23 protein-coding genes are annotated in these 25,554 nt (G+C 72.8%); 17 read left to right on the plus strand and 6 right to left on the minus strand.

Translation table 11 applies throughout. The annotated features are described in order from the left end of the window. The first annotated feature begins 10 nt into the window (after nucleotides 1-10). The 5 genes from gmk to ACFYZA_RS37130 all read left to right on the plus strand — a co-directional run bounded on the left by gmk (nucleotide 11) and on the right by ACFYZA_RS37130 (nucleotide 5,993). Complete coding sequence (gene gmk / locus ACFYZA_RS37110) at nucleotides 11-604, plus strand: guanylate kinase (protein WP_100577303.1); 594 nt, start codon at nucleotides 11-13, stop codon at nucleotides 602-604. A gap of 85 nt (nucleotides 605-689) precedes the next feature. Then, nucleotides 690-962 (plus strand): DNA-directed RNA polymerase subunit omega, encoded by a 273-nt coding sequence (gene rpoZ / locus ACFYZA_RS37115; protein WP_005319902.1) that lies wholly within the window; start codon nucleotides 690-692, stop codon nucleotides 960-962. Nucleotides 963-1,065: 103 nt separating this feature from the next. Further along, nucleotides 1,066-2,268 carry a bifunctional phosphopantothenoylcysteine decarboxylase/phosphopantothenate--cysteine ligase CoaBC gene (gene coaBC / locus ACFYZA_RS37120; RefSeq protein ID WP_382596647.1) on the plus strand — a complete coding sequence of 401 codons (1,203 nt, stop codon included), beginning with the start codon at nucleotides 1,066-1,068 and terminating at the stop codon, nucleotides 2,266-2,268. A 240-nt stretch (nucleotides 2,269-2,508) separates the two neighbouring features. Continuing rightward, nucleotides 2,509-3,732 carry a methionine adenosyltransferase gene (gene metK / locus ACFYZA_RS37125; protein ID WP_382596645.1) on the plus strand — a complete coding sequence of 408 codons (1,224 nt, stop codon included), beginning with the start codon at nucleotides 2,509-2,511 and terminating at the stop codon, nucleotides 3,730-3,732. Between the two features lie 113 nt (nucleotides 3,733-3,845). Next, the gene (locus tag ACFYZA_RS37130; protein ID WP_388494788.1) at nucleotides 3,846-5,993 is read left to right on the plus strand and encodes a primosomal protein N'; all 2,148 of its coding nucleotides are present in this window, start codon (nucleotides 3,846-3,848) and stop codon (nucleotides 5,991-5,993) included. Between the two features lie 72 nt (nucleotides 5,994-6,065). Here ACFYZA_RS37130 and ACFYZA_RS37135 read toward each other — a convergent pair whose 3' ends face one another. After that, nucleotides 6,066-6,605 carry a hypothetical protein gene (locus tag ACFYZA_RS37135; RefSeq protein ID WP_382596641.1) on the minus strand — a complete coding sequence of 180 codons (540 nt, stop codon included), beginning with the start codon at nucleotides 6,603-6,605 and terminating at the stop codon, nucleotides 6,066-6,068. On the opposite strand from ACFYZA_RS37135, the gene ACFYZA_RS37140 reads away from it, so the two are divergent. The 5 genes from ACFYZA_RS37140 to ACFYZA_RS37160 all read left to right on the plus strand — a co-directional run bounded on the left by ACFYZA_RS37140 (nucleotide 6,604) and on the right by ACFYZA_RS37160 (nucleotide 11,514). Further along, the gene (locus tag ACFYZA_RS37140) at nucleotides 6,604-6,771 is read left to right on the plus strand and encodes a hypothetical protein (RefSeq protein WP_388494789.1); all 168 of its coding nucleotides are present in this window, start codon (nucleotides 6,604-6,606) and stop codon (nucleotides 6,769-6,771) included. The two genes, ACFYZA_RS37135 and ACFYZA_RS37140, sit on opposite strands and share 2 nt — an antisense overlap. Nucleotides 6,772-6,967: 196 nt before the next feature. Beyond that, nucleotides 6,968-7,912, plus strand: coding sequence for a methionyl-tRNA formyltransferase (fmt, locus tag ACFYZA_RS37145; RefSeq protein WP_382596637.1), 945 nt, complete (start codon nucleotides 6,968-6,970; stop codon nucleotides 7,910-7,912). A 38-nt stretch (nucleotides 7,913-7,950) separates the two neighbouring features. After that, nucleotides 7,951-9,408 (plus strand): RsmB/NOP family class I SAM-dependent RNA methyltransferase, encoded by a 1,458-nt coding sequence (locus ACFYZA_RS37150; RefSeq protein ID WP_388494790.1) that lies wholly within the window; start codon nucleotides 7,951-7,953, stop codon nucleotides 9,406-9,408. Between the two features lie 280 nt (nucleotides 9,409-9,688). Then, the gene (rpe, locus tag ACFYZA_RS37155) at nucleotides 9,689-10,372 is read left to right on the plus strand and encodes a ribulose-phosphate 3-epimerase (protein ID WP_382596633.1); all 684 of its coding nucleotides are present in this window, start codon (nucleotides 9,689-9,691) and stop codon (nucleotides 10,370-10,372) included. Between the two features lie 92 nt (nucleotides 10,373-10,464). After that, nucleotides 10,465-11,514 carry a sugar-binding transcriptional regulator gene (locus ACFYZA_RS37160; RefSeq protein ID WP_382596631.1) on the plus strand — a complete coding sequence of 350 codons (1,050 nt, stop codon included), beginning with the start codon at nucleotides 10,465-10,467 and terminating at the stop codon, nucleotides 11,512-11,514. Between the two features lie 38 nt (nucleotides 11,515-11,552). On the opposite strand, the gene ACFYZA_RS37165 is transcribed toward ACFYZA_RS37160, so the two are convergent. From ACFYZA_RS37165 to ACFYZA_RS37175, 3 genes are read right to left on the minus strand one after another with little or no spacing between them, the layout of a single operon-like run. Continuing rightward, nucleotides 11,553-12,641 (minus strand): amidohydrolase family protein, encoded by a 1,089-nt coding sequence (locus ACFYZA_RS37165; RefSeq protein WP_388494791.1) that lies wholly within the window; start codon nucleotides 12,639-12,641, stop codon nucleotides 11,553-11,555. After that, the gene (locus tag ACFYZA_RS37170) at nucleotides 12,642-13,991 is read right to left on the minus strand and encodes a glutamine synthetase (protein WP_388494792.1); all 1,350 of its coding nucleotides are present in this window, start codon (nucleotides 13,989-13,991) and stop codon (nucleotides 12,642-12,644) included. A 4-nt stretch (nucleotides 13,992-13,995) separates the two neighbouring features. Beyond that, nucleotides 13,996-15,540, minus strand: a complete 1,545-nt coding sequence (locus ACFYZA_RS37175; RefSeq protein WP_388494793.1) for an ATP-dependent DNA ligase — start codon at nucleotides 15,538-15,540, stop codon at nucleotides 13,996-13,998. Nucleotides 15,541-15,611: 71 nt separating this feature from the next. On the opposite strand from ACFYZA_RS37175, the gene ACFYZA_RS37180 reads away from it, so the two are divergent. The 3 genes from ACFYZA_RS37180 to ACFYZA_RS37190 all read left to right on the plus strand — a co-directional run bounded on the left by ACFYZA_RS37180 (nucleotide 15,612) and on the right by ACFYZA_RS37190 (nucleotide 17,940). Then, a complete protein-coding gene (locus ACFYZA_RS37180; RefSeq protein ID WP_388494794.1) occupies nucleotides 15,612-16,034 on the plus strand; it encodes a ribonuclease domain-containing protein in 423 nt (140 codons plus the stop codon). Then, nucleotides 16,031-16,393 carry a barstar family protein gene (locus ACFYZA_RS37185; RefSeq protein WP_388494795.1) on the plus strand — a complete coding sequence of 121 codons (363 nt, stop codon included), beginning with the start codon at nucleotides 16,031-16,033 and terminating at the stop codon, nucleotides 16,391-16,393. Before ACFYZA_RS37180 ends, ACFYZA_RS37185 begins: the two co-directional genes overlap by 4 nt. 65 nt (nucleotides 16,394-16,458) lie before the next feature. After that, nucleotides 16,459-17,940, plus strand: coding sequence for a GuaB1 family IMP dehydrogenase-related protein (locus ACFYZA_RS37190; protein WP_382596619.1), 1,482 nt, complete (start codon nucleotides 16,459-16,461; stop codon nucleotides 17,938-17,940). An 84-nt stretch (nucleotides 17,941-18,024) separates the two neighbouring features. On the opposite strand, the gene ACFYZA_RS37195 is transcribed toward ACFYZA_RS37190, so the two are convergent. Beyond that, nucleotides 18,025-19,083 carry a GDSL-type esterase/lipase family protein gene (locus tag ACFYZA_RS37195; protein ID WP_388494796.1) on the minus strand — a complete coding sequence of 353 codons (1,059 nt, stop codon included), beginning with the start codon at nucleotides 19,081-19,083 and terminating at the stop codon, nucleotides 18,025-18,027. Nucleotides 19,084-19,445: 362 nt separating this feature from the next. Here ACFYZA_RS37195 and ACFYZA_RS37200 point away from each other — a divergent pair, with 362 nt between their 5' ends. From ACFYZA_RS37200 to ACFYZA_RS37215, 4 genes are all read left to right on the plus strand, one after another. After that, a complete protein-coding gene (locus ACFYZA_RS37200) occupies nucleotides 19,446-20,915 on the plus strand; it encodes an amino acid permease (protein ID WP_382596615.1) in 1,470 nt (489 codons plus the stop codon). A 10-nt stretch (nucleotides 20,916-20,925) separates the two neighbouring features. Further along, nucleotides 20,926-21,381 carry an Lrp/AsnC family transcriptional regulator gene (locus ACFYZA_RS37205; protein WP_053724485.1) on the plus strand — a complete coding sequence of 152 codons (456 nt, stop codon included), beginning with the start codon at nucleotides 20,926-20,928 and terminating at the stop codon, nucleotides 21,379-21,381. 541 nt (nucleotides 21,382-21,922) lie between these two features. After that, on the plus strand, nucleotides 21,923-22,720 hold the full coding sequence (locus ACFYZA_RS37210; protein ID WP_388494797.1) for a carbon-nitrogen hydrolase family protein: 798 nt from the start codon (nucleotides 21,923-21,925) through the stop codon (nucleotides 22,718-22,720). A 98-nt stretch (nucleotides 22,721-22,818) separates the two neighbouring features. Beyond that, nucleotides 22,819-24,510 carry a flavin monoamine oxidase family protein gene (locus ACFYZA_RS37215; protein WP_382596610.1) on the plus strand — a complete coding sequence of 564 codons (1,692 nt, stop codon included), beginning with the start codon at nucleotides 22,819-22,821 and terminating at the stop codon, nucleotides 24,508-24,510. Between the two features lie 105 nt (nucleotides 24,511-24,615). On the opposite strand, the gene ACFYZA_RS37220 is transcribed toward ACFYZA_RS37215, so the two are convergent. Beyond that, the gene (locus tag ACFYZA_RS37220) at nucleotides 24,616-25,545 is read right to left on the minus strand and encodes an LLM class F420-dependent oxidoreductase (protein WP_388494798.1); all 930 of its coding nucleotides are present in this window, start codon (nucleotides 25,543-25,545) and stop codon (nucleotides 24,616-24,618) included. Nucleotides 25,546-25,554: the final 9 nt, after the last annotated feature.

Raw genomic sequence — 25,554 nt, forward strand, 5'->3', positions numbered from 1 at the left:
TAATCGCCGCATGGCAGCAACACCCCGGGGGACCACCCCCGTACCCCCGGACGCACGTCCGCGGCTGACCGTGCTCTCCGGCCCCTCCGGGGTCGGCAAGAGCACGGTCGTCGCTCATATGCGCAAGGTCCACCCCGAGGTCTGGCTCTCGGTGTCGGCGACGACCCGCAAGCCGAGGCCCGGCGAGCGCCACGGCGTGCAGTACTTCTTCGTCGACGACGAGGAGTTCGACAAGCTCGTCGCCAACGGCGAACTGCTCGAGTGGGCCGAGTTCGCGGGCAACCGCTACGGCACCCCGCGCACGGCCGTCCTCGAACGGCTCGAAGCGGGTGAGCCCGTCCTCCTGGAGATCGACCTCCAGGGCGCCCGGCTCGTCCGCGAGTCGATGCCCGAGGCGCAGCTCGTCTTCCTCGCGCCGCCGAGCTGGGACGAACTGGTCCGCCGGCTCACCGGCCGGGGCACCGAGGCGCCCGAGGTCATCGAGCGCCGGCTCGCCGCCGCGAAGGTCGAACTGGCCGCCGAGGCGGAGTTCGATACGACGCTCGTCAACACCTCGGTCGAGGACGTGGCCCGCGAGCTGCTAGCCTTGATGCGAGTTGTTTGATCGAGTCGTATGACGTCATTCACCCGACGTCGGTCCGACTCGCATGATCCGGCTCACATCTTCGATCCCCATCGGAAGGCAGAGAGTGTCCTCTTCCATTACCGCGCCCGAGGGCATCATCAACCCTCCGATTGATGAGCTCCTCGAGGCAACCGACTCGAAGTACAGCCTGGTGATCTACGCGGCCAAGCGTGCCCGCCAGATCAACGCGTACTACTCGCAGCTCGGTGAGGGCCTGCTCGAGTACGTCGGCCCGCTGGTGGACACCCACGTCCACGAGAAGCCGCTCTCGATCGCGCTGCGCGAGATCAACGCGGGTCTGCTGACCTCCGAGGCCATCGAGGGCCCCGCCCAGTAGGCGACAGATCGTTTCCACCACAGGCCCGGCAGCGCGACTGCCGGGCCTGTGGTGTGTCATGGGTACGTACACGCATCAGGCGCGCGGGGAGAGGCAGTTTTCGATGGCCAAGCCGAAGGTCGTACTGGGGGTCAGCGGCGGCATCGCCGCCTACAAGGCGTGCGAGCTGCTGCGCCGGCTGACCGAGTCGGGGCACGACGTACGGGTGGTGCCGACCGCCTCCGCGCTCCACTTCGTCGGGGCGGCCACCTGGTCGGCGCTCTCCGGCCACCCCGTCTCGACCGAGGTCTGGTCGGACGTCCACGAGGTGCCCCACGTCCGCATCGGACAGGGCGCCGACCTGGTGATCGTGGCCCCGGCCACCGCCGACATGCTCGCCAAGGCCGCCCACGGCCTCGCCGACGACCTCCTGACCAACACCCTGCTCACCGCGCGCTGCCCCGTCGTCTTCGCGCCCGCGATGCACACCGAGATGTGGGAGCACCCCGCCACCCAGGAGAACGTGGCGACGCTGCGCCGCCGGGGCGCGGTCGTGGTCGAGCCCGCCGTCGGGCGGCTCACCGGCGTCGACACCGGCAAGGGGCGGCTGCCCGACCCGGGCGAGCTGTTCGAGGTGTGCCGCCGGGTGCTCGCGCGGGGGAGTGCCGAGCGGGATCTGGCCGGCCGGCACGTGGTGGTCAGCGCGGGCGGCACGCGCGAGCCGCTCGACCCCGTCCGCTATCTCGGCAACCGCTCCTCGGGCAAGCAGGGCTACGCGCTCGCCCGTACCGCCGTCGCACGCGGGGCCAGGGTCACCCTGATCGAGGCCAACACCGGGCTTCCCGACCCGGCGGGCGCGGACGTGGTCCGCGTCGGCACCGCCGTACAGCTGCGCGAGGCCGTGCTGAAGGCGGCGGCGGACGCGGACGCCGTGGTGATGGCGGCCGCCGTCGCCGACTTCCGGCCGGAGACGTACGCCGCCGGGAAGATCAAGAAGAAGGACGGCGAGGAGCCCGCCCCGCTCACCCTCGTCCGCAATCCGGACATCCTCGCCGAGATCTCCGCCGAGCGGGCCCGGCCCGGCCAGCTGGTCGTCGGCTTCGCCGCCGAGACCGACGACGTGCTGGCCAACGGCCGTCTCAAGCTCCGGCGCAAGGGGTGCGACCTGCTCGTCGTCAACGAGGTCGGTGAGCGCAAGACGTTCGGCTCCGAGGAGAACGAGGCCGTCGTGCTCGGCGCCGACGGCTCCGAGACGCCGGTGCCGTACGGTCCCAAGGAAGCCCTCGCCGACACGGTGTGGGATCTGGTGGGCCGGCGTCTCGGCTAGACCGGAGCGGGCCTCGGTGACCGTGCCCGACCCGACGCCCGGGGCCTTCCGGGCGTCCGCCGCGGTGGATATGGGACCCCGGAACGACCAGATCCGGAGATCTCCGGACTCCAGGTGGCGAGACACGTGGTCCATTGAGCAGAACCGACCGATAAACTGGTCTCGGAACCGCAGCCGGGCGCAGCTCCCGGCGCGACCTACCATGATCAGCCAGCAGCCGCTGCAACCCCAGGGAGCGTTGTGTCCCGTCGTCTCTTCACCTCGGAGTCTGTGACCGAGGGTCACCCCGACAAGATCGCTGACCAGATCAGTGACACGATCCTCGACGCGCTTCTGCGCGAGGACCCGAGCTCTCGCGTCGCCGTGGAGACCCTCATCACCACGGGCCAGGTGCACGTGGCCGGAGAGGTCACCACCAAGGCGTACGCGCCGATCGCCCAGCTGGTCCGCGACAAGATCCTGGAAATCGGCTACGACTCCTCGAAGAAGGGCTTCGACGGCGCCTCCTGCGGCGTCTCGGTGTCCATCGGCGCCCAGTCCCCGGACATCGCCCAGGGTGTCGACACCGCGTACGAGAAGCGGGTCGAGGGGTCCGCCACCGGTGAAGAGGGCGATGAACTGGACAAGCAGGGCGCCGGCGACCAGGGCCTGATGTTCGGCTACGCCTGCGACGAGACGCCCGAGCTGATGCCGCTGCCGATCCACATCGCGCACCGCCTCTCGCGCCGCCTGACCGAGGTCCGCAAGAACGGGACCATCCCCTACCTGCGCCCCGACGGCAAGACCCAGGTCACCATCGAGTACGACGGCGACAAGGCCGTCCGCCTCGACACGGTCGTCGTCTCCACGCAGCACGCGAGCGACATCGACCTGGAGTCGCTGCTCGCGCCCGACATCCGCGAGTTCGTCGTCGAGGCCGTCCTCAAGCAGCTCGTCGAGGACGGCATCAAGCTGGACACCGACGGCTACCGCCTCCTGGTGAACCCGACCGGCCGCTTCGAGATCGGCGGCCCGATGGGCGACGCCGGCCTGACCGGCCGCAAGATCATCATCGACACGTACGGCGGCATGGCCCGCCACGGCGGCGGCGCCTTCTCCGGCAAGGACCCGTCCAAGGTCGACCGCTCGGCCGCCTACGCGATGCGCTGGGTCGCCAAGAACGTCGTGGCCGCCGGCCTCGCCGCGCGCTGCGAGGTCCAGGTCGCGTACGCGATCGGCAAGGCCGAGCCGGTGGGCCTGTTCGTCGAGACGTTCGGCACCAACACGGTCGACAACGAGAAGATCGAGACCGCGATCACCGAGGTCTTCGACCTGCGCCCGGCCGCGATCATCCGCGACCTCGACCTGCTGCGCCCGATCTACGCCCAGACCGCGGCGTACGGTCACTTCGGCCGCGAGCTCCCCGACTTCACCTGGGAGCGCACGGACCGCGTGGAGGCGCTGCGCGCCGCCGCGGGTCTGTAAGCCGCCACCGCACCTCATGGGGGCCCCGGACCGGGATCGGTCCGGGGCCCCCTGCGTGCTCCCGGGCCGTCCGGCGGCCGCCGCTGTCAGTCCCGTCTGGTAGGAATTTGGCTGTGAGCAGCGAGAACGAACGGCAGGGCGGGGGCGCCGAGGGTGCGGGGCCCGAGCAGCTTGCGCTCATTCGGGAGACGGTGCGCAAGGCCAAGGTGCCCAAGGCCAAGCCGCGGACGTGGCGGGGGGCGGCGCTCGCCAAGGAGCTGCCGGTCGCCCGGGTCGTGGTGAACAAGGGGGTGCTGCACCTCGACCAGTTCTTCGACTACGCGGTGCCCGAGGAGCTGGACGCGGACGCGCGGCCCGGGGTGCGGGTGCGGGTGCGCTTCGGGGCGGGGTCGCGCAATGTGCGGGGCGGGCGCCGGGAGGGCGGCGGGCTCATCGACGGGTTCCTCGTCGAGCGCCGGGCCGAGTCGGACTATGCGGGCCCGCTGGCCGCGCTGGCCGGTGTCGTCTCGCCGGAGCGGGTGCTCAGCACGGAGATGCTCTCGCTCGCCCGGGCCGTGGCGGACCGGTACGCGGGCAGCCTCGCCGATGTGCTGCAGCTCGCCGTCCCGCCGAGGAACGCCCGCGCCGAGTCCAAGCCGTCCCCCGAGCCGCCCCCGCCCCCGGCCCCGCCGGAGCCCGGGACCTGGGAGCGGTACCAGCAAGGACCCGCGTTCCTCAGGGCGTTGGGCACCGGCGGCGCCCCCCGCGCGGTGTGGACGGCGCTGCCCGGGCCGCACTGGGCGACGGAGATCGCCCGGGCCGTCGGGGCGACGCTCGCCTCGGGGCGCGGCGCCCTCGTCGTCGTGCCCGACGGGCGCAGCGCGGGCCGGGTGGACGCGGCGCTGACCGCCCTGCTCGGCGAGGGCCGGCACGCGCTGCTCACCGCAGAGTCGGGCCCCGAGCGGCGCTACCGGCAGTGGCTCGCGGTGCGGCGCGGCGCCGTGCGGGCCGTGGTCGGCACGCGCGCCGCGATGTTCGCACCCGTGGAGAAACTGGGGCTCGTCGTGATCTGGGAGGACGGGGACTCCAGCCACAGCGACGACAACGCGCCCTTCCCGCACGTGCGCGAGGTGCTCGAACTGCGCGCCGCGCACGACAAGTGCGGCTTCCTGCTGGGGAGTACGAGCTGCACGGTCGAGGCCGCCCAGCTGGTGGAGAGCGGCTGGGCCGCGCCGCTGGTCGCCGACCGCGCGGTGGTCCGGGCCGCCGCCCCACTGGTGCGTACCGTCGGCGACGGCGAGCTGGCACGCGACGAGGCGGCCCGGGCGGCTCGCCTGCCGAGCCTGGCCTGGAAGGCCGTGCGCGAGGGGCTGAAGAGCGGCCCCGTCCTCGTGCAGGTGCCCCGGCGCGGCTACGCACCCAGGCTCGCCTGCGCCCGCTGCCGTACGCCCGCCCGCTGCGAGAGGTGCGCGGGCCCGCTCCAGGCGCCGGACGAGCGGGAGTTGACGTGCGCCTGGTGCGGGACGGCGGAGAGCGACTGGCACTGCGCGGAGTGCGGGGCGAACCGGCTGCGCGCCCAGATCGTCGGCGCCCGGCGCACCGCCGAGGAGCTCGGCCGGGCCTTTCCCGCCGTCCCGGTGCGCACCTCGGGGCGTGACCACATCCTGGACAGCGTGCCCGGGCAGCCCGCCCTCGTGGTGTCCACCCCCGGCGCCGAGCCGGTCGCCGAGGGCGGCTATGCGGCGGCGCTGCTCCTCGACGGCTGGGCCATGCTCAGCCGGCCCGACATCCGGGCCGGCGAGGAGGCGCTGCGGCGCTGGATCTCGGCCTCCTCGCTGGTGCGCGGGCAGGACGAGGGCGGCACCGTGGTCGTGGTCGCCGAGCCCACCCTGCGTCCCGTACAGGCACTGGTCCGCTGGGACCCGGTCGGCCACGCCCTGCGCGAGCTGGCCGAGCGGGCCGAGCTCAACTTCCCCCCGGTCTCCCGCATGGCCGAGGCCATCGGACGCCCCGAAGCGGTCGAAGCCTTCCTCAAGGCCGCCCAACTGCCGCCCGAGGCACAGGTGTTGGGCCCGGTGCCGCTGCCGGTGGCCGACCCCGGGCGGCCGCGCCGGCCCGGCGATCCACCGGTGGGCGAGCGCTGGGAGCGGGCGCTCGTACGGGTCCCGCCGGGCAGCGGCGCGGCGCTCGCCGCGGCCCTCAAGGCCGCCCAGGCCTCCCGGCTGTCCCGGGGCGGCGGCGACCCGGTGCGCCTGCGGATCGACCCGCCGGACATCGGCTGAGCGTCCTGGCCGGGACATGGGTGTGCCCCCGCGAGACGTACGGACGCGAGGGCACGAAGGGCGAAAGCGGGGTCAGCCGTTGCGGGGACCGGGGAAGGCGCTGGTGCGGACCTCCTCGCGAAGGGACTGGCTGCTCGCCGTCGGCTGCGGCGGCATCGAACGGGCGGCGGGCACCGCGGGCATGGCGGGCAGCGACGGCAGCGTGCGGGTCGCCGTGGCCTCGGCCGGGCGCTCGGTGTCGACCTGGCCCGGGGCCTGGGTGCCCGCCCGGCGGGACCCGTAACGGCGGTGCACCGCCTGCTTGGTGACGCCGAGCGCGGAGCCCACGGCGTCCCAGGAGAAGCCGAGGGAGCGGTCGAAGTCGACGGCGGCGGTGACCAGCGTCTCGACGCTGTCCCGCAGCTCCTGGGCGAGCCGTACGGTCGGGGCCGGAGCGCGTCCGTACACGACGAAGCCCGTGGAGGGACCGGAGCGGCGCGGGCGGTAGACGTTGCCCAGCTGCGCGGTGAGGGTGCGCAGTGCGTCCACCTGTCGGCGGACCCGCTCGATGTCCCGCACCAACAGGTGCAGGCTGGCCCGCGCTTGGGCGTCGTGGGTTGCGTGGTCGGCCATGAGCAAGCCTCTCGAACCGGCGATGAAAGGGATGGTGAAGTCGGTGCTGGGGGTGGTGCTGGGGGTGGTGCTGGTACTGCGTGGTGCGGTTTGCCGTGTTGACGTGGAGCGGGTGCTGAAAAGGCGCGGGACGTACAAGCGGCCCGATTCGGTCAATCTCTCTTGACCAACGCGCCACCTCCTGTTGTGGTCACGCTGCGGGGGCGTATGGGCATATGCACAGGGCGCACAAGTCCCCGTACGCCCCTGCCGTGCGGGACGCCGGGAGCGGGCCGCACCGGCCCGGGGCACCTCCGCGTCGGCCCCGGGCCCGGGGGCCCATAGACTGAGACGCTGCTCTCGACAAAGCGAGGTAACCCCCAGTGAAGCTCGTCTTCGCAGGCACCCCCGAGGTCGCCGTCCCCGCCCTGGACGCCCTGATCGCCTCCGGCCGGCACGAGGTCGCCGCGGTCGTCACCCGGCCCGACGCCCCCGCCGGGCGCGGGCGCCGGCTCGTGGCGAGCCCGGTCGCCGAGCGCGCCGAGGAGGCCGGCATCGAGGTGCTCAAGCCCGCGAAGCCGCGTGACGAGCAGTTCCTGGCCCGGCTGCGCGAGATCGCGCCGGACTGCTGCCCGGTCGTGGCGTACGGCGCGCTGCTGCCCAAGGCCGCCCTCGACATCCCGGCGCGCGGCTGGGTCAACCTGCACTTCTCGCTGCTGCCCGCCTGGCGCGGGGCCGCGCCCGTGCAGCACGCCGTCATGGCGGGCGACGAGATCACCGGCGCCGCGACCTTCCTCATCGAGGAGGGGCTCGACTCCGGCCCGGTGTACGGCACCGTCACCGAGGAGGTCCGGCCCACGGACACCAGCGGCGACCTGCTCACCCGGCTCGCCTTCGCGGGCGCCGGACTGCTCGCGGCGACCATGGACGGCATCGAGGACGGCTCCCTGAAGGCCGTTCCGCAGCCCGCCGACGGGATCTCGCTCGCTCCGAAGATCACCGTCGAGATGGCGCACATCGACTGGGCGGCCCCGGCGCTGCGGGTCGACCGCGTGGTGCGCGGCTGCACCCCCGCGCCCGGCGCCTGGACCGTGTTCCGCGGCGAGCGCCTCAAGCTGATCCAGGCCGCCCCGGTCACCGACCGCACCGACCTGGCGCCCGGCGAGATCTCCGCGGCCAAGAACAACGTGTACGTGGGTACCGGCTCGCACGCCGTGGAGCTGCTCTGGGTCCAGCCGCAGGGCAAGAAGCCGATGCGCGGAGCCGACTGGGCGCGCGGGGTCCGGATCGCCCCGGGTGAGCGCGTGGGAGCGCCGGACGTACGCTGAAGGGGTTCGCCCCATCTGATCAGCGGAGCACCTTTCACGTGAACGATTCGCCACGTCGCAGCCCGAACCCCGGCGCGGGCAAGGGCGGCAAGCCGTACCGCCGTCCCAAGAAGGACCCGGTCCGCATCCTTGCCTTCGAGGCCCTGCGGGCCGTCGACGAACGCGACGCCTACGCCAACCTCGTCCTGCCCCCGCTGCTCCGCAAGGCGCGCGAGGGCGGGAACTTCGACACCCGGGACGCGGCGCTCGCCACCGAACTTGTCTACGGGACGCTGCGCCGCCAGGGCACCTACGACGCGATCATCGCGGCCTGCATCGACCGGCCGCTGCGCGAGGTCGACCCGCCGGTGCTCGACGTGCTCGCGCTCGGCGCCCACCAGCTGCTCGGCACCCGGATCCCCACCCACGCCGCGGTCTCCGCGAGCGTGGAGCTGGCGCGCGTGGTGCTCGGCGACGGGCGGGCCAAGTTCGTCAACGCCGTCCTGCGCAAGATCTCGGCGAACGACCTCGACGGCTGGCTGGAGAAGGTCGCGCCCTCCTACGAGGACGACGCCGAGGACCACCTCGCGGTCGTGCACTCGCATCCGCGCTGGGTCGTCTCCGCGCTGTGGGACTCCCTCGGCGGCGGCCGGGCCGGCATCGAGGATCTCCTGGAGGCCGACAACGAGCGGCCCGAGGTGACCCTGGTCGCCCGCCCCGGCCGCTCCACCACCGATGAACTGCTCGACGCGCTCGGCGAGGACGGCGGCCTGCCCGGCCGCTGGTCGCCGTACGCCGTGCGGATGGCCGAGGGCGGCGAGCCCGGAGCGCTCGACGCCGTGCGCGACGGCCGGGCCGGTGTCCAGGACGAGGGCAGTCAGCTGGTGGCGGCCGCCCTCGCCAACGCCCCGCTGGAAGGCCGCGACGAGCGCTGGCTGGACGGCTGCGCGGGCCCCGGCGGCAAGGCGGCCCTGCTCGCCGCCCTCGCGGCCGGGCGCGGCGCGGCCCTGCTCGCCTCCGAGAAGCAGCCGCACCGGGCCCGCCTGGTCGAGCGCGCGCTGGCCGGCAACCCGGGCCCGTACCAGGTCATCGCGGCCGACGGCACCCGCCCGCCGTGGCTGCCGGGGTCCTTCGACCGGGTCCTGGTGGACGTGCCCTGCTCCGGACTCGGCGCGCTGCGCCGCCGCCCGGAGGCCCGCTGGCGCCGGCGCCCCGAGGACCTGGAGGGCTTCGCCCCGCTCCAGCGCGGGCTGCTGCGCGAGGCCCTGTCGGCGGTCCGCGTCGGCGGCGTCGTCGGGTACGCCACCTGCTCGCCGCACCTGGCCGAGACCCGGATCGTCGTCGACGACGTGCTCAAGGGCCGCGGCGGCGCCGAGCCCGTCGAGGCCGAGTGGATCGACGTGCGCCCGCTGATGCCCGGTGTCGCGGGCCTCGGCGAGGGTCCCGACGTCCAGTTGTGGCCGCATCTGCACGGCACGGACGCGATGTACCTCGCGCTCCTGAGGCGCACGGCCTGACGGCCGCGCGACGCCCCGTGAACGCGGGGCGTCGCGTTCCGTCAGCCGAGCGTGACGGTCCCGAACTCGCCTGCCGCACAAGGGACTTGGGCGCATCACGGTTTGGCGGCCGTCGGGTGGACGGCCCGCCGCAGGGTGTGCGGCCGGGCGCCCCCGAGGGCGAAGGATCATGCGCCGGAGCCCCGCCGGGCCCACAGGACCGCCCGGCTCGCGCGGATCCGGTCAGGCTTCGACCGGCACCGTGGCAGGCAAGTCGCCCGGGGCATGGCAGGCTTGGGGCATGGCTCAGATCAACCCCAGCATCCTCTCCGCGGACTTCGCCCGACTGGCCGACGAGGCCAGGGCCGTCGAAGGTGCCGACTGGCTGCACGTCGATGTGATGGACAACCACTTCGTGCCGAACCTGACGCTCGGGGTGCCCATCGTGGAATCCCTCGCCCGGGCGACGGACACGCCACTGGACTGCCACCTGATGATCGAGGACCCGGACCGCTGGGCCCCGCAGTACGTGGAGGCGGGGGCCGGATCGGTCACCTTCCACGCGGAGGCGGCGGCGGCCCCCGTGCGGCTCGCCCGCGAGATCCGGGCCAAGGGCGCCCGCGCCTCGATGGCGCTGAAGCCCGCGACGCCGATCGAGCCGTACGAGGACCTGCTCCCCGAGCTGGACATGCTGCTGATCATGACGGTCGAGCCCGGATTCGGCGGCCAGTCCTTCCTCGACATCATGCTGCCGAAGATCCGCCGGACCCGTGAGCTGATCGGCAAACACGGACTTGAACTCTGGCTCCAGGTCGACGGCGGCGTCTCGGCGTCCACGATCGAGCGCTGCGCCGAGGCCGGGGCCGACGTCTTCGTCGCCGGTTCGGCCGTCTACGGGGCGGACGATCCGGCCGAAGCGGTGCGCACTCTGCGCTCCCTGGCTGAACGGACGACGGCGGACGCACCCTGGGCGTGCGCACACTGAGCCGCCACTGAATGAACGGAACCCCGCGGGGCTGATCAAGGACCGTGGGATCTGACAGGATGAACAGCGAGTCCGGTGCGTGAACAGCAGTTGTGAACAGCAGTGAGGAGATCGCGGTGTCTGCAATGTCGGCGGGTCGGTCAGCCCTGCGGATGGGACCCGCGGAGCTGGTGCAGGCGGCGGCCATGGCCCGCCGTTTCTATCTGGAGGGCAAGTCCAAGATCCAGATCGCCGAGGAGTTCGGCGTGAGCCGCTTCAAGGTGGCCCGGGTCCTGGAGACCGCCCTGGAGCGCGACCTCGTACGGATCGAGATCCGGGTCCCCGCCGAACTGGACGCGGAGCGCTCGGACGCCCTGCGGGCCCGGTACGGACTGCGGCACGCGGTCGTCGTCGAGTCCCCCGCGGAGGGCGAGGAGACCTCGCCCGACCCGGAGAACCTCGGCGAGGTCGCCGCCGACCTGCTCGGCGAGCTGGTCAGCGAGGGCGATGTCCTCGGCCTGGCCTGGGGCCGCTCCACCATCCACATGGCCGCCGCCCTCGACCGCCTTCCGCCCTGCACGGTCGTCCAGCTGACCGGGGTCTACGACGCGGGCACCGCCGAGCGCGGCTCCGTCGAGGCGGTGCGCCGGGCCGCCCAGGTCTCCGGCGGCGAGGCCCACCCCATCTACGCGCCGATGCTGCTGCCCGACCCGGCGACCGCCGCCGCGCTGCGCAACCAGACCGGGATCGCCCGCGCCTTCGAGTACTTCGACAAGGTCACCGTCGCCGCGGTGTCCATCGGCTCCTGGGAGCCGGGCATCTCCACGGTCCACGACATGCTCAGCGACGAGGAGCGGGCGCACTACGCCTCGCTCGGTGTCGCCGCCGAGATGTCCGCCCACCTCTTCGACGCGGAGGGCCGCCGGGTCGGCCGCGACCTGGGGGAGCGCTGCATCACGGTCGAGGCGGACCGGCTGCGCCGCATTCCCGAGGTGGTCGCGATCGCCGGGGGCCAGCGCAAGGCCGCCGCGATCGACGCGGTGCTGCGGTCCGGCCTGGTCACCAGCCTGGTCACGGACACGGCCGCGGCCGACTTCCTCCTGAACGAGACCGGGCCCAAGCCGCGGCCCGCCCTCGACCGCGCGGACCCGGACGGAATCTGAGCCACCGGGGGCCGCCGGCCCCCGGCGGCCCCGATGCCTCACGTGCCGTAGACCCGCTCGGCGTTGTCCGCCGACACCAGCGCCGCCACCCGTTCCGCGTCGGCGGCCGACCACGCCCCGGACCCGGTCCAGCCGTTCAGGAGCCGGTCGAGCCCCTCCCGGTAGAGCCTGGCCCCCACGACGTACAGCTCCGCGAGCCCGTACGCGTCCGTCGAGAAGAGCAGCTTGCCGAACGGGGCGAGCTCGAGGAACTCGGCGAGGACCGCCTCCGCCCGCGCCCCCGTGTGCGCCAGCGAGAGGCCCACGTCCGCGTACACGTGCGGGAAGGCGTGCGCCAGATAGCCCGCGTTGCGGTGGTACGGATAGCCGTGCAGCAGGACGAGACGGCAGCCCGTCGGGCGGACGGCCCGGATGAAATCGGTCAGCAGCAGCGGATCGCAGCGGTGCAGCCGGAGATCGGGGTCGCCGAACCCGGTGTGGATCTGGAGCGGCAGCCCGGTGTGCGCCGCCGACCACAGCAGATGGCGCAGCAGCACGGGGTCGGCGATCCGGCCGGCCCCGGCGGCCAGCCACTGGGCGGTGGCCGCGCGGAGCTCGGCCGGGCCCGGCGGCTCGGGGTCGAAGTCGAGTCCGTAGCGGTATCCGGCGACCGACTTGAAGCCGGCCGCCGTGCCGGCGGCGGCGCCGATCGCGTCGGCGAGCACCGCGAGGAACTTGTCCGGATCCTGCTCCTGTCCGCCACACCGCTCGGCGAGGTGTTCCAGGCGGACGATCTCGCGCGCGTCCGCCCCACCCAGGCGGGCCAGCTCGGCCGGGCTCGTCAGATCGCCGGGCAGGCCGGTGTCCACGAGGTAGGTGCCGATGCCGGTGGCGCCGAGGAGCAGCCGGTTCGCCTCCTCGGCACCCAGTTCGCGGCGCCGGGCCAGATAGCGCGCGGGCGGGCAGTGCGGTTCGAGACCGAGCAGCGGCGGGCACCAGCGGCGCACCGCGAAGCCCAGCTGGGTGTCGAAGAAGCTGCTGCCGGGCGCGGCGGGGGCGTCGGACTCGGTCAGGAACGCCTCGAAGGCGGCGTCGTCCGGGTCCGAGCGCAGTACGCCGTGGCAGTGGTGGTCGATGAGCGGCAGCACTCAGTACCGCCCGCGCGTGGCCTCGGCGATCTCCCGCGGCGTACGGCCGTCGAAGAGCTTCGTCTCCGCCTGGCGCACCGCCACGATCGCCTCGAAGAGGCGGTCGCCGAGCGCTTCGCGCAGCACCGCCGACTCCGTGAAGTGCCCGACCGCCTCGGGCAGCGAGGCGGGCAGCCGGCGCGGACCGTCGGAGTGGACCGGGTCGCCCGCCACCGGCTCGGGCAGCGCCAGGCCCGCGTCGAGGCCGGCCAGCCCCGCCGCGATCAGCGAGCCCACCACGAGGTAGGGGTTGGCGGCCGGGTCGAACGACTTGACCTCGGCGTTCGCCGCGTCCTGCGCACCGGGCGGCCCGGCCACGAACCGCAGCGACGCCTCCCGGTTCTCCAGGCCCCAGCACTGGAAGGCCCCGGCCCAGCGGGACGGGGCGAGGCGCAGATAGCTCGCCGGGGTGGGGGCGCCGATGGCGAGCAGCGCGGGCAGCGCGTCGAGGATCCCCGCGAGGAAGCCCTCGCTGGCCGCGCTCATCCCGAACGGGCCGTCGCCGCCGCGGCACAGGTTGCGGCCGTCCTGCCACAGGCTGAGGTGCACATGGCCGCCGTTGCCGACGCCCTCGGGGTCGACGACCGGCCCGAACCACGGGGTGAGCCCGTGCCGGAGCGACACCGCCCGGATCGTCTCGCGCACCAGGACCGCGAGGTCCGCGGCCCCCACCGGATCCGCCGGGGCCACCGACACCTCGAACTGGCCCGCCGTGTACTCCGGGTGGATCTGGAGCACCTCGACGCCCTGCGCCTCGAGCGCGCCGAGCACATCGCCCACGTACTCCGAGCGCTCCACGACCCGGGACATCCCGTACGCCGGCCCCGCGAGCGGCGGGTCGACGACCCACTCCGTCTCGAAGCCCATCCGCAGCTCGATCCCGCGTGCGGCGGCCCGCTCGGTCATCCGGCGCGCGAACTGCCGCTGGCAGGCGTCGTACGGCTGCCCCGACTGCTCGAAGCGGTCGACGGGCGCCCAGGCCCAGCCGGGCTGGGCGGCCAGCACGGTCAGCCGGTCGAGATCGGGGATCAGCCGCAGATCGCCGTCCGGACCCCCGATGTGGGGGCTGGTGGTGACCGAGTCGTCCACCAGGTACACGTCGAACACCGGTGACATGCCCACGCCGTGCGCGGCGACCTGGGCGAGCCGCGTGGTCGGCACGACCTTGACGCGGGTGAGGCCCGCGACGTCCACCCAGGTCAGTGCGACCGCCGTCACCCCTTCCGCGGTCAGTCTCGCGGCCGTGAGCCCCGCCTCCTGCGCCCTGCGCTGTGCCCGTTCGCGCCGTTCCTGGTTGTGACCCTGCTCCACCGGTTCAGTCCCTCCCGCCGCGCAGTGCGATGACTGTCGCGACCGTGTCCGCGTCCGAGGCCCTCTTGTCCTCGCGATAGCGCACTACCCGTGCGAACCGCAGTGTCACCCCTTCCGGGTACCGCGATGATCTCTGTACGCCGTCGAAGGCCACCTCGACGACGAGTTCCGGCCGCACCCGCACCCCCCAGGGCTCCTCCGCCACCGCCAACTCCCGCAGCCGCTCGGTCTGCCAGGCCAGGAGCACATCGGTGAGCCCCTTGAACGTCTTGCCGAGCATCGCGAACGTGCCGTCCTCGCGGCGGGCCCCGAGGTGCAGGTTGGAGAGCGTGCCGGTGCGCCGGCCGTGGCCCCACTCGGCCGCGAGGACCACCAGGTCCAGCGTGTGCACGGGCTTGACCTTCAGCCACGAGGCGCCCCGGCGGCCCGCCGCGTACGTCGAGTCGAGCGCCTTGAGCACCACTCCCTCGTGCCCGCGCTCCAGCGTCCGGGCCGCGAACTCCTCGGCGGCGGCGCGCAGTTCGGGATCGGAGGGGTCCGCCACCACGAACCGCCGTACGCGACGCGGCTCGGGCGCGACGCGGACCAGTTCCGCGTGGCGTTCGCGCACCGGCAGATCGAGCAGGTCCCGGCCGTCCACGGAGAGCAGGTCGAAGAAGACGGGGGAGAGCGGCAACCGGTCCTGGGCGCCCGCGACATCGAGCCGGGAGCCGACGCGTCCGGCGATGTCCTGGAACGAGCGGGGCCGACCGTCGGGTCCGAGCGCGATCACCTCACCGTCGAGCACGGCCTGGCCGGCGGCCAACTCCCGTGCGGCGGCCACCACTTCGGGCAGCCGCTCGGTGATCTCGTCCAGGGTGCGGGTGAAGACCCGTACCGTGTCGCCGTCCTTGTGGACCTGGGCGCGGATGCCGTCGAGCTTCTCCTCGACCACGCACGGGCCGAGCCGGTCGAGCGCCTCGGCCACGTCCTTCGCGCTCTGCGCGAGCATCGGCAGCACCGGGCGGCCCACGTCGAGCCGGAAGGCGGCGAGCGCGGAGGGGCCCTCGGCGAGCAGCGCCCGGGCCACGGCGCCGAGCGAGCCGCCCAGCATCACGGCCCGCCGCACGTCCGCCGCGGGGGCGCCGGCCGCGGCGGCGAGCCCCTCGACGGCCGCCGCGTCCAGCGCGCCCTGGCGGACCTCGCCGGTGATCAGCGAGACCAGGAAGCGCTGCTCCTCCTCGGTGGCCGCCGCCATGAGCTCACCGACCAGGCGCCTGCGCTCGCCCTGGGCGCCCTTGCCGGCCACCGCCGAGATCGCGTCCAGCCGCTCGTCGACCTCGCGCACGGTCAGCCGGGCCGAAGCGGCGGGCGCAGGGCGGTCCTTGACGGCGGCCCAGCCGAGCCCGGTGCGCCGCTGCGGGAGCCTGCCCGCGAGGTAGGTCACCACCAGGGGTGCCTCGTCCGGTTCGGTGGCCGAGAACAGCCGGGCAAGCAGCGCGGACTTCTCCGAGCGGGATGCGGTGGCGGCGATCTCGGCCGAGGTCCTGGCCACGTCGGAGAGCAGCATGGCTCCATCGTGACCCGGAAACATCGGTATACGCATTCGCTCCCGCCCCTGCCGGATGGGAGCATCGAGGCATGATCAACAGGTTTGCCCGGATCGCCCTCGCCTCGGTCCTCGCGTGCCTCGCCGTGCTGCTCGTCGGCTGCGGCGGCAAGGACAGCGGGAAACCCGCGGGCCCGGGGTCCTCCCCAGCCGCCTCCGCACCCGCCTGGGCCAAGGGCATGGCCACGGTCCCGGCGGCCCAGCTGCCGCCCGAGGCCCGCAGCACCCTCAAGCTCATCGACAAGGGCGGCCCGTTCCCGTACAGCAAGGACGGCGTCGTGTTCGGCAACTTCGAGAAGCTCCTGCCGCAGCAGAAGCGCGGCTACTACCACGAGTACACCGTCGACACCCCGGGCTCCCGCGACCGTGGCGCCCGGCGCCTGATCACCGGGCAGGGCGGCGAGTTCTACTACACCGGCGACCACTACAAGACGTTCAAGGCGGTGCTGCGATGACGGCCCAACCCCTCGCCGGCCTGCTCGCCGGCGCCCGCGCCGAGGGCTGGGCCGCGGTGGTCCTCGACCTGACCGGAGTCACCGGCAAGCAGGCCCTGATGGACCGCTTCGCCCGCGCCCTCGACCTGCCCGACTGGTTCGGCCGCAACTGGGACGCGCTCGCCGACTCCCTGAGCGACCTTCCGGCCACCGGCCGGGGCCGCCTGCTGATCGTCACCGGCTGGCAGCCGTACGCCGACGCCCGCCCCGAGGAGTGGGCGATCGCCCGGGAAATCCTCGACCAGGCGGCGGGTCCCGCGCTGTGCCCCGTGCTCGCGCTAGGAGGATCGCACCAGGCCCAAGGTCCTGTCCCTGGATGATCGGCCCGGGCGGCGCGATCGTACGAACATGGGACAATGAACTACGTGCTTTTCCCCTGGCTGAAATGCCTGGGGCCACCTCGATCGACTGGGATGTTCAGCACGTGCGTTTCCTCAACGACATCAAGCCGCCGTACGACCTGACGTACGACGATGTGTTCATGGTGCCGAGCCGCTCCGCGGTGGGCTCCCGCCAGGGCGTCGACCTCGCCTCCCCCGACGGCTCGGGGACCACCATCCCGCTCGTCGTCGCCAACATGACCGCGATCGCCGGCCGCCGCATGGCCGAGACCGTGGCCCGCCGTGGCGGCATCGTCGTGATCCCCCAGGACATTCCGATCGAGGTCGTCACCGACGTCATCTCGTGGGTCAAGACGCGCCACCACGTGCTCGACACCCCGATCGTCCTGGACCCGACCCAGACCGTCGCCGACGCCCTGGCCCTGCTGCCCAAGCGGGCGCACAACGCGGGCGTCGTCGTGGACGGCGAGCGCAGGCCGGTCGGTGTCGTCACCGACCAGGACCTCACCGGCGTGGACCGCTTCACGCAGCTGTCCGAGGTCATGTCCAAGGACCTGCTGCTCCTGGACGCGGACATCGACCCGCGCGAGGCCTTCAACAGGCTCGACAACGCCAACCGCCGCTACGCCCCCGCCGTGGACAAGGACGGCCGCCTCGCCGGCATCCTGACCCGCAAGGGCGCCCTGCGCGCGACCCTCTACACCCCGGCCACCGACGCCGACGGCAAGCTGCGCATCGCCGCCGCCGTCGGCATCAACGGCGACGTGGCCGGCAAGGCCAAGCAGCTCCTGGACGCCGGCGCGGACACCATCGTGGTGGACACCGCGCACGGCCACCAGGAGTCGATGATCGCCGCGATCAAGGCCGTGCGCGGCCTGGACCCGCAGGTCCCGATCGTCGCCGGCAACATCGTGGCCGCCGAGGGCGTGCGCGACCTCATCGAGGCCGGCGCGGACATCATCAAGGTCGGTGTGGGCCCCGGCGCCATGTGCACCACCCGGATGATGACGGGCGTCGGCCGGCCGCAGTTCTCCGCGGTCCTGGAGTGCGCCGCCGAGGCCAGGAAGTTCGGCAAGCACGTGTGGGCCGACGGGGGAGTGCGCCACCCGCGCGACGTCGCCATGGCGCTGGCCGCCGGTGCCTCCAACGTGATGATCGGCTCCTGGTTCGCGGGCACCTACGAGTCCCCGGGCGACCTGCACACCTCCGCCGAAGGTCACCTCTACAAGGAGTCCTTCGGCATGGCCTCCGCCCGCGCGGTCAAGAACCGCACGAGCGACGAGTCCGCCTACGACCGGGCCCGCAAGGCCCTGTTCGAGGAGGGCATCTCCACCTCGCGCATGTTCCTCGACCCGACCCGTCCGGGCGTCGAGGACCTGATCGACTCGATCATCGCGGGCGTCCGCTCCTCCTGCACCTACGCCGGTGCCTCCTCGCTCGCCGAGTTCGAGGAGAAGGCCGTCGTCGGCATCCAGTCCGCCGCCGGTTACGCCGAGGGCAAGCCGCTGCACGCCAGCTGGAGCTAGTCACCGCCCGGCGGCGGGGCCCGACCGCCGTACGCCCCGGAGCCCCCGCGATTCCTCTCGCGGGGGCTCCGGCATGTGCGGGGGCTACGGGACGGGTGAGGCCGCTGGCGTCCGCGCGGACACCTGGGGAGCCAGGGCCCGCGCCACCGCCGCGCCGAGCACGGCGTGGCCCTCGTCCGTGGGGTGCAGGCCGTCCGTGAGGTGGTCCGGGGTCAACAGGCCCTGCCCGGGCAGCAGTTGAAGGGCGTGATCGCCCGCCGCGATGAGCTCCCCGGTCGCCTTCTCCATGGCGGCCCGCAGCTCGGCCAGCGTCGCGCCCAGGGCGTTGGGCGTCCGCTCCGCCTCCGGGCACAGCAGCGGGGAGACCAGGAGCAGCGGGGTCGTCGGATGGCCCCGGCGTACGAGGCGCAGGAACGCGAGCGTCGTCTCGTACATCAAGGTGGCCGAAAACGGCACGCGCGACCAGCAGTTGGTGCCGAAGGCGAGCGTGATGACATCGGCCGAGAGGCGCGCGAGCTGTTCGGCGGTGGGGAGTTCACCGCGCCCTCCGCCCGCGTAGCCGAGGTTCACCGTGTCCAGTTCCAGCGCCCGGCCCGCGACGGCCGGCCAGGCGTGCGCGGGGCGCGTCGACCACCAGCCCTCCGTGATGGAGTCCCCGTGGACGAGCCAGCGCGGCTTGGGCGGGGCCGGCGCGAGCGTGCCGCCGACCGGCCGCAGCCCGACGATCCTCGGCGCCTGCGTCTCGGGCGGGTGGATGGTGAACTGGCCTTCCGGGCAAGGTAGTTGCAGACGTACGTGACCTTCCTGACGGGGTGTCACGGTCTCCTCGGCCACGCAGCTGTCGCCCTGCCAGAGCGCGAAGGTGTGCGCGAGATCGTGCAGCTCCGCGCCGTCCTCCGGCACCCGGGCGCGGTAGCGCACCTCCACGGCGGCGGCTCCTCGCGCGGTGAACTCGATCCGCATTCCGATGGGCAGCGCGGCCCGCTCGCCGGTGTCCCACGGCAGCCGCATCACATCGTCCGGATCGGCGCGCACCGGCTGCCCCTCGGCGTCGAGCCAGGCCACCCCGCGCAGGAAGGGGGCCGGATCCAGCCAGCCCGCGGCCGACGGTCCGGCGGTCTCGTACGGCACGTGCAGCTCCATGGGGCGCGACCCTGCAACAGCCCTGATCACGTGTCAAGGCGGCCCCGTGACCAGGACCACTGCGCGAGGCCGTGCACAGCGGTACGAACAGGGCATACGCACGGATCGAACGTTGATGTGCAACAAACACCCACCCCGCGCGCCCGCGCGCAATGATCAACCGCCGATGCGCAAGGTTGCTGCATTACGACCGGGAAGCGGAAACCCATAGGGTTCTCGCCGTACGTGGAGTGGCGGGGACCGCCTGCTCGGCGGAACCGGTCACGGGAAGGCTCCATGCTGCCCGAAATACCCCTTTGTGCGGGCAGGCCGGTCCGTCGCGGTCACCCGCCGCCGATTGGCAGCGATAAGGAGCCACCTCAGTGTTGGATCACGGCGCAGCGCCACCCTCGACCGATGCACCCGCCGCCGGGGGCCCGCGCCCCGGCAGCGGTCTGATGCGGCGCAAGCCGGTGGAACGCCTGGTCGAGGAGGGTGGCCAGGGCGAGGGCGGTTCGCTCAAGCGCTCACTCGGCATGTGGCAGCTGACCATGATCAGCATCGGTGCGACGCTCGGCACCGGCATTTTCGTGGTGCTCGGTGAGGCCGTCCCCAAGGCCGGGCCCGCCGTCACCCTCTCCTTCGTGCTCGCCGGCCTCACGGCGCTCTTCTCCGCTCTGTCCTACGCCGAGCTGGCGGGCTCCATCCCGGTCGCGGGCTCCTCGTACTCGTACGCTTACGCAACGCTCGGCGAACTCGTCGCCTGGATCTGCGGCTGGTGCCTGATCCTGGAGTACGGCGTCTCGGTGGCGGCGGTCGCCGTCGGCTGGGGGCAGTACCTCAACGAGTTCCTGGACGGCACGATCGGCGTCACCATCCCCGACGCCCTGTCCGCGCCGCCCGGCGACGGCGGGATATTCAACCTGCCCGCGCTGATCGTCGTCGTCCTCGCGATGGGCCTGCTGCTCGGCGGCGCCCGCGAGTCGGCCCGCGCCAACACCATCATGGTCGGCGTGAAGATCGCCGCCCTGGTGCTGTTCTGCGTGATCGGCTTCATGGGCTTCAAGTCGGGCAACTACTCCAACTTCATGCCGATGGGCACGGCCGGTGTGAGCGGGGCGGCCTCGACGCTGTTCTTCTCCTACATCGGCTTCGACGCGGCCTCCACCGCCGGTGAGGAGGCCAAGAACCCCAAGCGTGACCTGCCCCGCGCGATCATGCTCTCGCTGGTCATCGTCACCGCGCTCTACGTCCTCGTCGCGTTCGTCGCCGTAGGCGCCCGCCCCTGGAAGCAGTTCGAGGGCTCGGAGGCGGCGCTCGCCGGGATCATGAAGGACGTCACCGGACACTCCTTCTGGGCCACGCTGCTCGCGGCCTGCGCCGTGATCGCCATCGCCAGCGTCGTCCTGACCGTGCTCTACGGCCAGACCCGCATCCTCTTCGCGATGTCCCGCGACGGTCTGGTGCCCAAGGTGTTCGCCAAGGTCAGCCCGCGCAGCGGCACCCCGGTCGCCAACACGATCGCCGTCTCGCTGTTCTGCGGCGTGCTCGCCGCCGCGGTGCCGCTCGGCAACCTCGCGGACGCCACCAGCATCGGCACGCTCTTCGCCTTCGCGCTGGTCAACGTCGCCGTCATCATCCTGCGCAAGACCCGCCCGGACATGCCGCGCACCTTCCGGGTGCCGCTCGGCTGGGTCGTCCCGATCCTCGGCTTCCTCAGCTGCGGCTACCTGATGTGGAACCTCTCCGGGATCACGTGGGAGTACTTCGGATACTGGATGGCCGCCGGTCTCGTGATCTACTTCGCTTACGGCTACCGCCGTTCCAGGCTGGCCACCGCCTCACAGAAGTGATCCACCCGCAGTGCGACTCAATGACCTCGATGAACGCATCGTCCACGCGCTCGCCGAAGACGCCCGACGCTCCTACGCCGACATCGGCTCGCTGATCGGTCTGTCCGCGCCCGCCGTCAAGCGGCGCGTCGACCGGCTGCGGGCCGAGGGTGCCATCACCGGCTTCACCGTACGGGTGGACCCGGCGGCCCTCGGCTGGGAGACGGAGGGGTTCATCGAGATCTACTGCCGTCGCAACACCTCGCCCGACGCGATCAAGCGCGGGCTCGAGCGGTATCCCGAGGTCGCGTCCGCCTCCACCGTCACCGGTGAGGCGGACGCGATCGTCCAGGTCTTCGCGTCGGACATGCGGCACTTCGAGCGGGTCCTGGAGCGGATCGCGGGCGAGCCGTACGTGGAGCGCACCAAGTCGGTCCTGGTCCTCTCGCCCCTGCTCCGCCGCTACACCTCAGGCTCCCCGGCCTAGCCGTTTTCCCACCCGCCCGCCCGTTGCCCGGGGTTGGTTGGTTCCGGCCCCTGGGGCTCCGCCCCAGACCCCGTTCGCGCCTGAACGGCGCTCGTCCTCAAACGCCGGACGGGCTGAAGATGCCCATGCACCCGGTGCCGCAAAGGGGCGCGGGGAACTGCGCGCCCAGCCACGGACGACCCGCAGACGAAAGCGGGTTTTTGGGGCGGAGGAACTGCGCGAGGATCCACGACGGTCCGCGGTCGGGAACGGGTTTAGGGGGCGCGGGGAACTGCGCGAGCAACCACGCACGGCCCGCACGCGAGGCACGCCCGAGGCACCTAGGGGGCGCGGGGAGCTGTCCCGGCCAGCCGGGCGCACCCCGCACTGCGCCCCCGAACCGCACCCAGCGGAAAACCGCACAACAAATCACCGCCAAGCCGCGACCTTGCGCAACGAATCGCGCGTCAACGCGCAACGCTCGCGCCTTGTCGGGGTCGAACGGCGGAACGTACCGTCTATTGACCCCACCCAGCACTTGAGCCCCCGCCGAGGACTGCCCATGCCCGCGTTGCGCACCGCCCTGCTCCAGAGTTCCGGCCGTCTCTCGGACGTCGCCGCGAACCTGACGGCACTGGACGAGGCGGCCGGGCGGGCGGCCGCGACCGGCGCCGGGCTGATCGTCTGCCCCGAGCTGTTCCTCACCGGGTACGCCATCGGCGACGACGTGGCCAAGCTCGCCGAGGCCGCCGACGGCCCCTCCGCCCGGGCGATCGCCGACATCGCGGTACGCCACGGCCTGGCCGTCGTCTACGGCTACCCCGAGCGCGACGGCGACGCGGTTTACAACGCGGCCCAGCTCATCGGCCCCGACGGCACCCGCCTGGCGAACTACCGCAAGACGCACCTCTTCGGCCGCTTCGAGCAGGAGGCGTTCACGCCGGGCGAGCAGCCGGTCGTCCAGGCCGAGCTGAACGGCCTCCGCGTCGGCATGATGATCTGCTACGACGTGGAGTTCCCCGAGAACGTACGGGCCCACGCGCTGGCCGGCACCGACCTCCTCCTGGTGCCCACCGCCCAGATGCACCCCTTCCAGTTCGTCGCCGAGTCCCTCGTGCCGGTCCGCGCCTTCGAGAACCAGCTGTACGTCGCGTACGTCAACCGGACCGGCCCCGAGGGCGAGTTCGAGTTCGTCGGGCTCAGCTGTCTCGCCGGACCCGACGGCGCCGCGCGGGCCCGCGCCGGGCGGGGCACCGAGCTGGTCGTGGGGGACGTCGACCCCGAGTTCCTGGCCGCCTCGCGCGCGAACAACCCGTATCTGCGCGACCGCCGCCCCGGCCTCTACGCCTCCCTCGTCTGAGCCCCCCGATCCACTCGACCCCCTGAGCCCGGGTCCCCACCCCGGGCCGTGAGGGCCTGCCCCCTCAACTTCCGTACTGTGCAAGGAGTCCGTACCCCATGACGTCCACGGTGCCCACCGCCGTCCAGCACATCGACGAGCAGCCGCCCGTCACGATGTTCGGGCCGGACTTCCCCTACGCGTACGACGACTTCCTCGCGCACCCGGCCGGGCTCGGCCAGATACCCGCGACCGAGCACGGCGCCGAGGTCGCGGTCATCGGCGGCGGGCTCTCCGGCATCGTCGCCGCTTACGAGCTGATGAAGATGGGCCTCAAGCCCGTCGTGTACGAGGCCGACCAGATCGGCGGGCGGCTGCGCACCGTCGGCTTCCCGGGCTGCGACCCCGAGCTCACCGCCGAGATGGGCGCCATGCGGTTCCCCCCGTGCTCCACCGCGCTCCAGCACTACATCGATCTGGTGGGCCTGGAGACCAAGCCGTTCCCGAACCCGCTCGCGCCGGACACCCCCTCGACGGTCGTCGACCTCAAGGGCGAGTCCCACTACGCGACGTCGGTCGACGAGCTGCCGCCCGTGTACCGCGAGGTCATGGACGCCTGGAACGCCTGTCTCGAAGAGGGCGCCGACTTCTCCGACATGAACCAGGCGATCCGCGAGCGCGACACCCCGCGCATCCGCGAGATCTGGGCCAAGCTCGTCGACAAGCTCGACAACCAGACCTTCTACGGCTTCCTCTGCGAGTCGGAGGCCTTCAAGTCCTTCCGGCACCGCGAGATCTTCGGCCAGGTCGGCTTCGGCACCGGCGGCTGGGACACCGACTTCCCGAACTCCATCCTGGAGATCCTGCGGGTCGTCTACACCGAGGCCGACGACCACCACCGCGGCATCGTCGGCGGTTCCCAGCAGCTGCCGCTGCGCCTGTGGGAGCGCGAGCCGGAGAAGCTCGTGCACTGGGCGCCCGGCACCTCGCTCTCCTCGCTGCACGAGGGCGCGCCCAAGCCCGCCGTGACCCGGCTGCACCGCACCGCGGGCAACCGCATCACCGTGACGGACGCGGACGGCGACATCCGCACCTTCCGTGCGGCGATCTTCACGGCGCAGTCCTGGATGCTGCTCTCCAAGATCGCGTGCGACGACTCGCTCTTCCCGATCGACCACTGGACCGCGATCGAGCGCACCCACTACATGGAGTCCTCCAAGCTGTTCGTGCCGGTGGACCGGCCGTTCTGGCTGGACAAGGACGAGGACACCGGCCGTGACGTCATGTCGATGACGCTCACCGACCGCATGACGCGCGGCACCTACCTCCTGGACAACGGGCCGGACAAGCCCGCCGTCATCTGCCTCTCCTACACGTGGTGCGACGACAGCCTCAAGTGGCTGCCGCTGTCGGCGGGGGAGCGCATGGAGGTCATGCTCAAGTCGCTCGGCGAGATCTACCCCAAGGTCGACATCCGGGGTCACATCATCGGCAACCCGGTGACGGTGTCCTGGGAGAACGAGCCGTACTTCATGGGCGCGTTCAAGGCGAACCTGCCGGGTCACTACCGTTACCAGCGGCGCCTGTTCACCCACTTCATGCAGGACGCGCTGCCCGAGGACAAGCGAGGCATCTTCCTCGCCGGGGACGACATCTCCTGGACGGCGGGCTGGGCGGAGGGGGCGGTACAGACCGCGCTCAACGCGGTGTGGGGTGTCATGCACCACTTCGGCGGGGCCACGGACGCGGGCAACCCCGGGCCCGGGGACCTCTACGACTCGATCGCCCCGGTCGAGCTTCCCGAGGACTAGCGCCCTCGCACCCTGCGGCTGAGGACCCGGGGGCTCTGCCCCCGGATCCCCGTCGCGCCTCAAGGGCCCTCGTCCTCAAATCCCGGACGGGCCAAGGGGGTTGAGCTACAGCCCCGCCGCCCGCACCAGCCCGTACACCTCCGCCGCCACGTCCTTCAGCTCCTCCGCGTCCCGCGCGGAACCCTGGAGGTCCAGGAGGAACTCCTCGACTCCGTCGAGGGCGTGGGCCGCCAGGTCGTCCACTATCTGGGCCGTGCTGCCCGTGAACGGCGGGCGCTCCGCGCCCTCGAACGGCTTCGGGAGGTGGCGGGCGTTGACACGGACGCAGACCTCGATCGGGCGGGTCCTGCCGCGCTCCGCGGCCAGGTCCTTGAGCCTCGCCCACTCCTCGGCGAGTTGGGCCGCGCCCTGTGCCGCGGGCAGCCAGCCGTCCGCGCGGTCCACCAGGCGGCGGGCCGACCGGGGGCTCGACGCCGGGAGGTAGACCGGGATGGGCCTGGCCGGCTTGGGGCCGACCACGGAGGGGGCGATGGTCGTCAACTCGCCCTCGTAGGACACCGGGTCGGGGCCCCACACCGCGGCGCACACGTCGAGGAGCTCGTCGAGGACCTTGCCGCGCTTCGCGAAGGGGGCCACGCCCGCCGCCGCGTACTCGTCGTGCGACCAGCCCGTGCCGAGCCCGGCCACCACCCGGCCGCCGCTCACCGCGTCCAACGAGGCCAGCGAGCGGGCCAGTTGGAAGGGTATGTGCAGCGGGGCCACCAGGACGCTGGTGCCGAGCCGGGCCCGTCCGGTCGCGGCGGCCGCGAGGGTCAGCGTGACCAGCGGGTCGGCGACCGAGCGGTAGCTGTCCGGCCAGGGCAGACCCGGCACGCCGTACAGACCCTGGGTGGCGGGCTCGGGGAACAGCACCCGCTCGAACACCCACAGGCTCTCGAAGCCGGTCTCCTCCGCCGCCCGCGCCACCGCGGGCACATCACGGCCGAGGTCGTACTGCCTCATCTGCGGAAGGCCGAGTCCGAGCCGGATCGCCATGGTCGCTCC

The sequence above is a fragment of the Streptomyces sp. NPDC001828 genome, assembly GCF_042892175.1.
GTDB lineage: Bacteria > Actinomycetota > Actinomycetes > Streptomycetales > Streptomycetaceae > Streptomyces.

Coding starts and splice junctions, on each gene's coding strand:
- gmk (WP_100577303.1), top strand. CDS start 11: ATGGCAGCAACACCCCGGGGGACCACCCCCGTACCCCCGGACGCACGT.
- coaBC (WP_382596647.1), top strand. CDS start 1,066: ATGGCCAAGCCGAAGGTCGTACTGGGGGTCAGCGGCGGCATCGCCGCC.
- ACFYZA_RS37140 (WP_388494789.1), top strand. CDS start 6,604: ATGAGCAAGCCTCTCGAACCGGCGATGAAAGGGATGGTGAAGTCGGTG.
- ACFYZA_RS37135 (WP_382596641.1), bottom strand. CDS start 6,605: ATGGCCGACCACGCAACCCACGACGCCCAAGCGCGGGCCAGCCTGCAC.
- rpe (WP_382596633.1), top strand. CDS start 9,689: ATGGCTCAGATCAACCCCAGCATCCTCTCCGCGGACTTCGCCCGACTG.
- ACFYZA_RS37175 (WP_388494793.1), bottom strand. CDS start 15,540: ATGCTGCTCTCCGACGTGGCCAGGACCTCGGCCGAGATCGCCGCCACC.
- ACFYZA_RS37180 (WP_388494794.1), top strand. CDS start 15,612: ATGATCAACAGGTTTGCCCGGATCGCCCTCGCCTCGGTCCTCGCGTGC.
- ACFYZA_RS37185 (WP_388494795.1), top strand. CDS start 16,031: ATGACGGCCCAACCCCTCGCCGGCCTGCTCGCCGGCGCCCGCGCCGAG.
- ACFYZA_RS37190 (WP_382596619.1), top strand. CDS start 16,459: ATGCCTGGGGCCACCTCGATCGACTGGGATGTTCAGCACGTGCGTTTC.
- ACFYZA_RS37195 (WP_388494796.1), bottom strand. CDS start 19,083: ATGGAGCTGCACGTGCCGTACGAGACCGCCGGACCGTCGGCCGCGGGC.
- ACFYZA_RS37210 (WP_388494797.1), top strand. CDS start 21,923: ATGCCCGCGTTGCGCACCGCCCTGCTCCAGAGTTCCGGCCGTCTCTCG.
- ACFYZA_RS37215 (WP_382596610.1), top strand. CDS start 22,819: ATGACGTCCACGGTGCCCACCGCCGTCCAGCACATCGACGAGCAGCCG.
- ACFYZA_RS37220 (WP_388494798.1), bottom strand. CDS start 25,545: ATGGCGATCCGGCTCGGACTCGGCCTTCCGCAGATGAGGCAGTACGAC.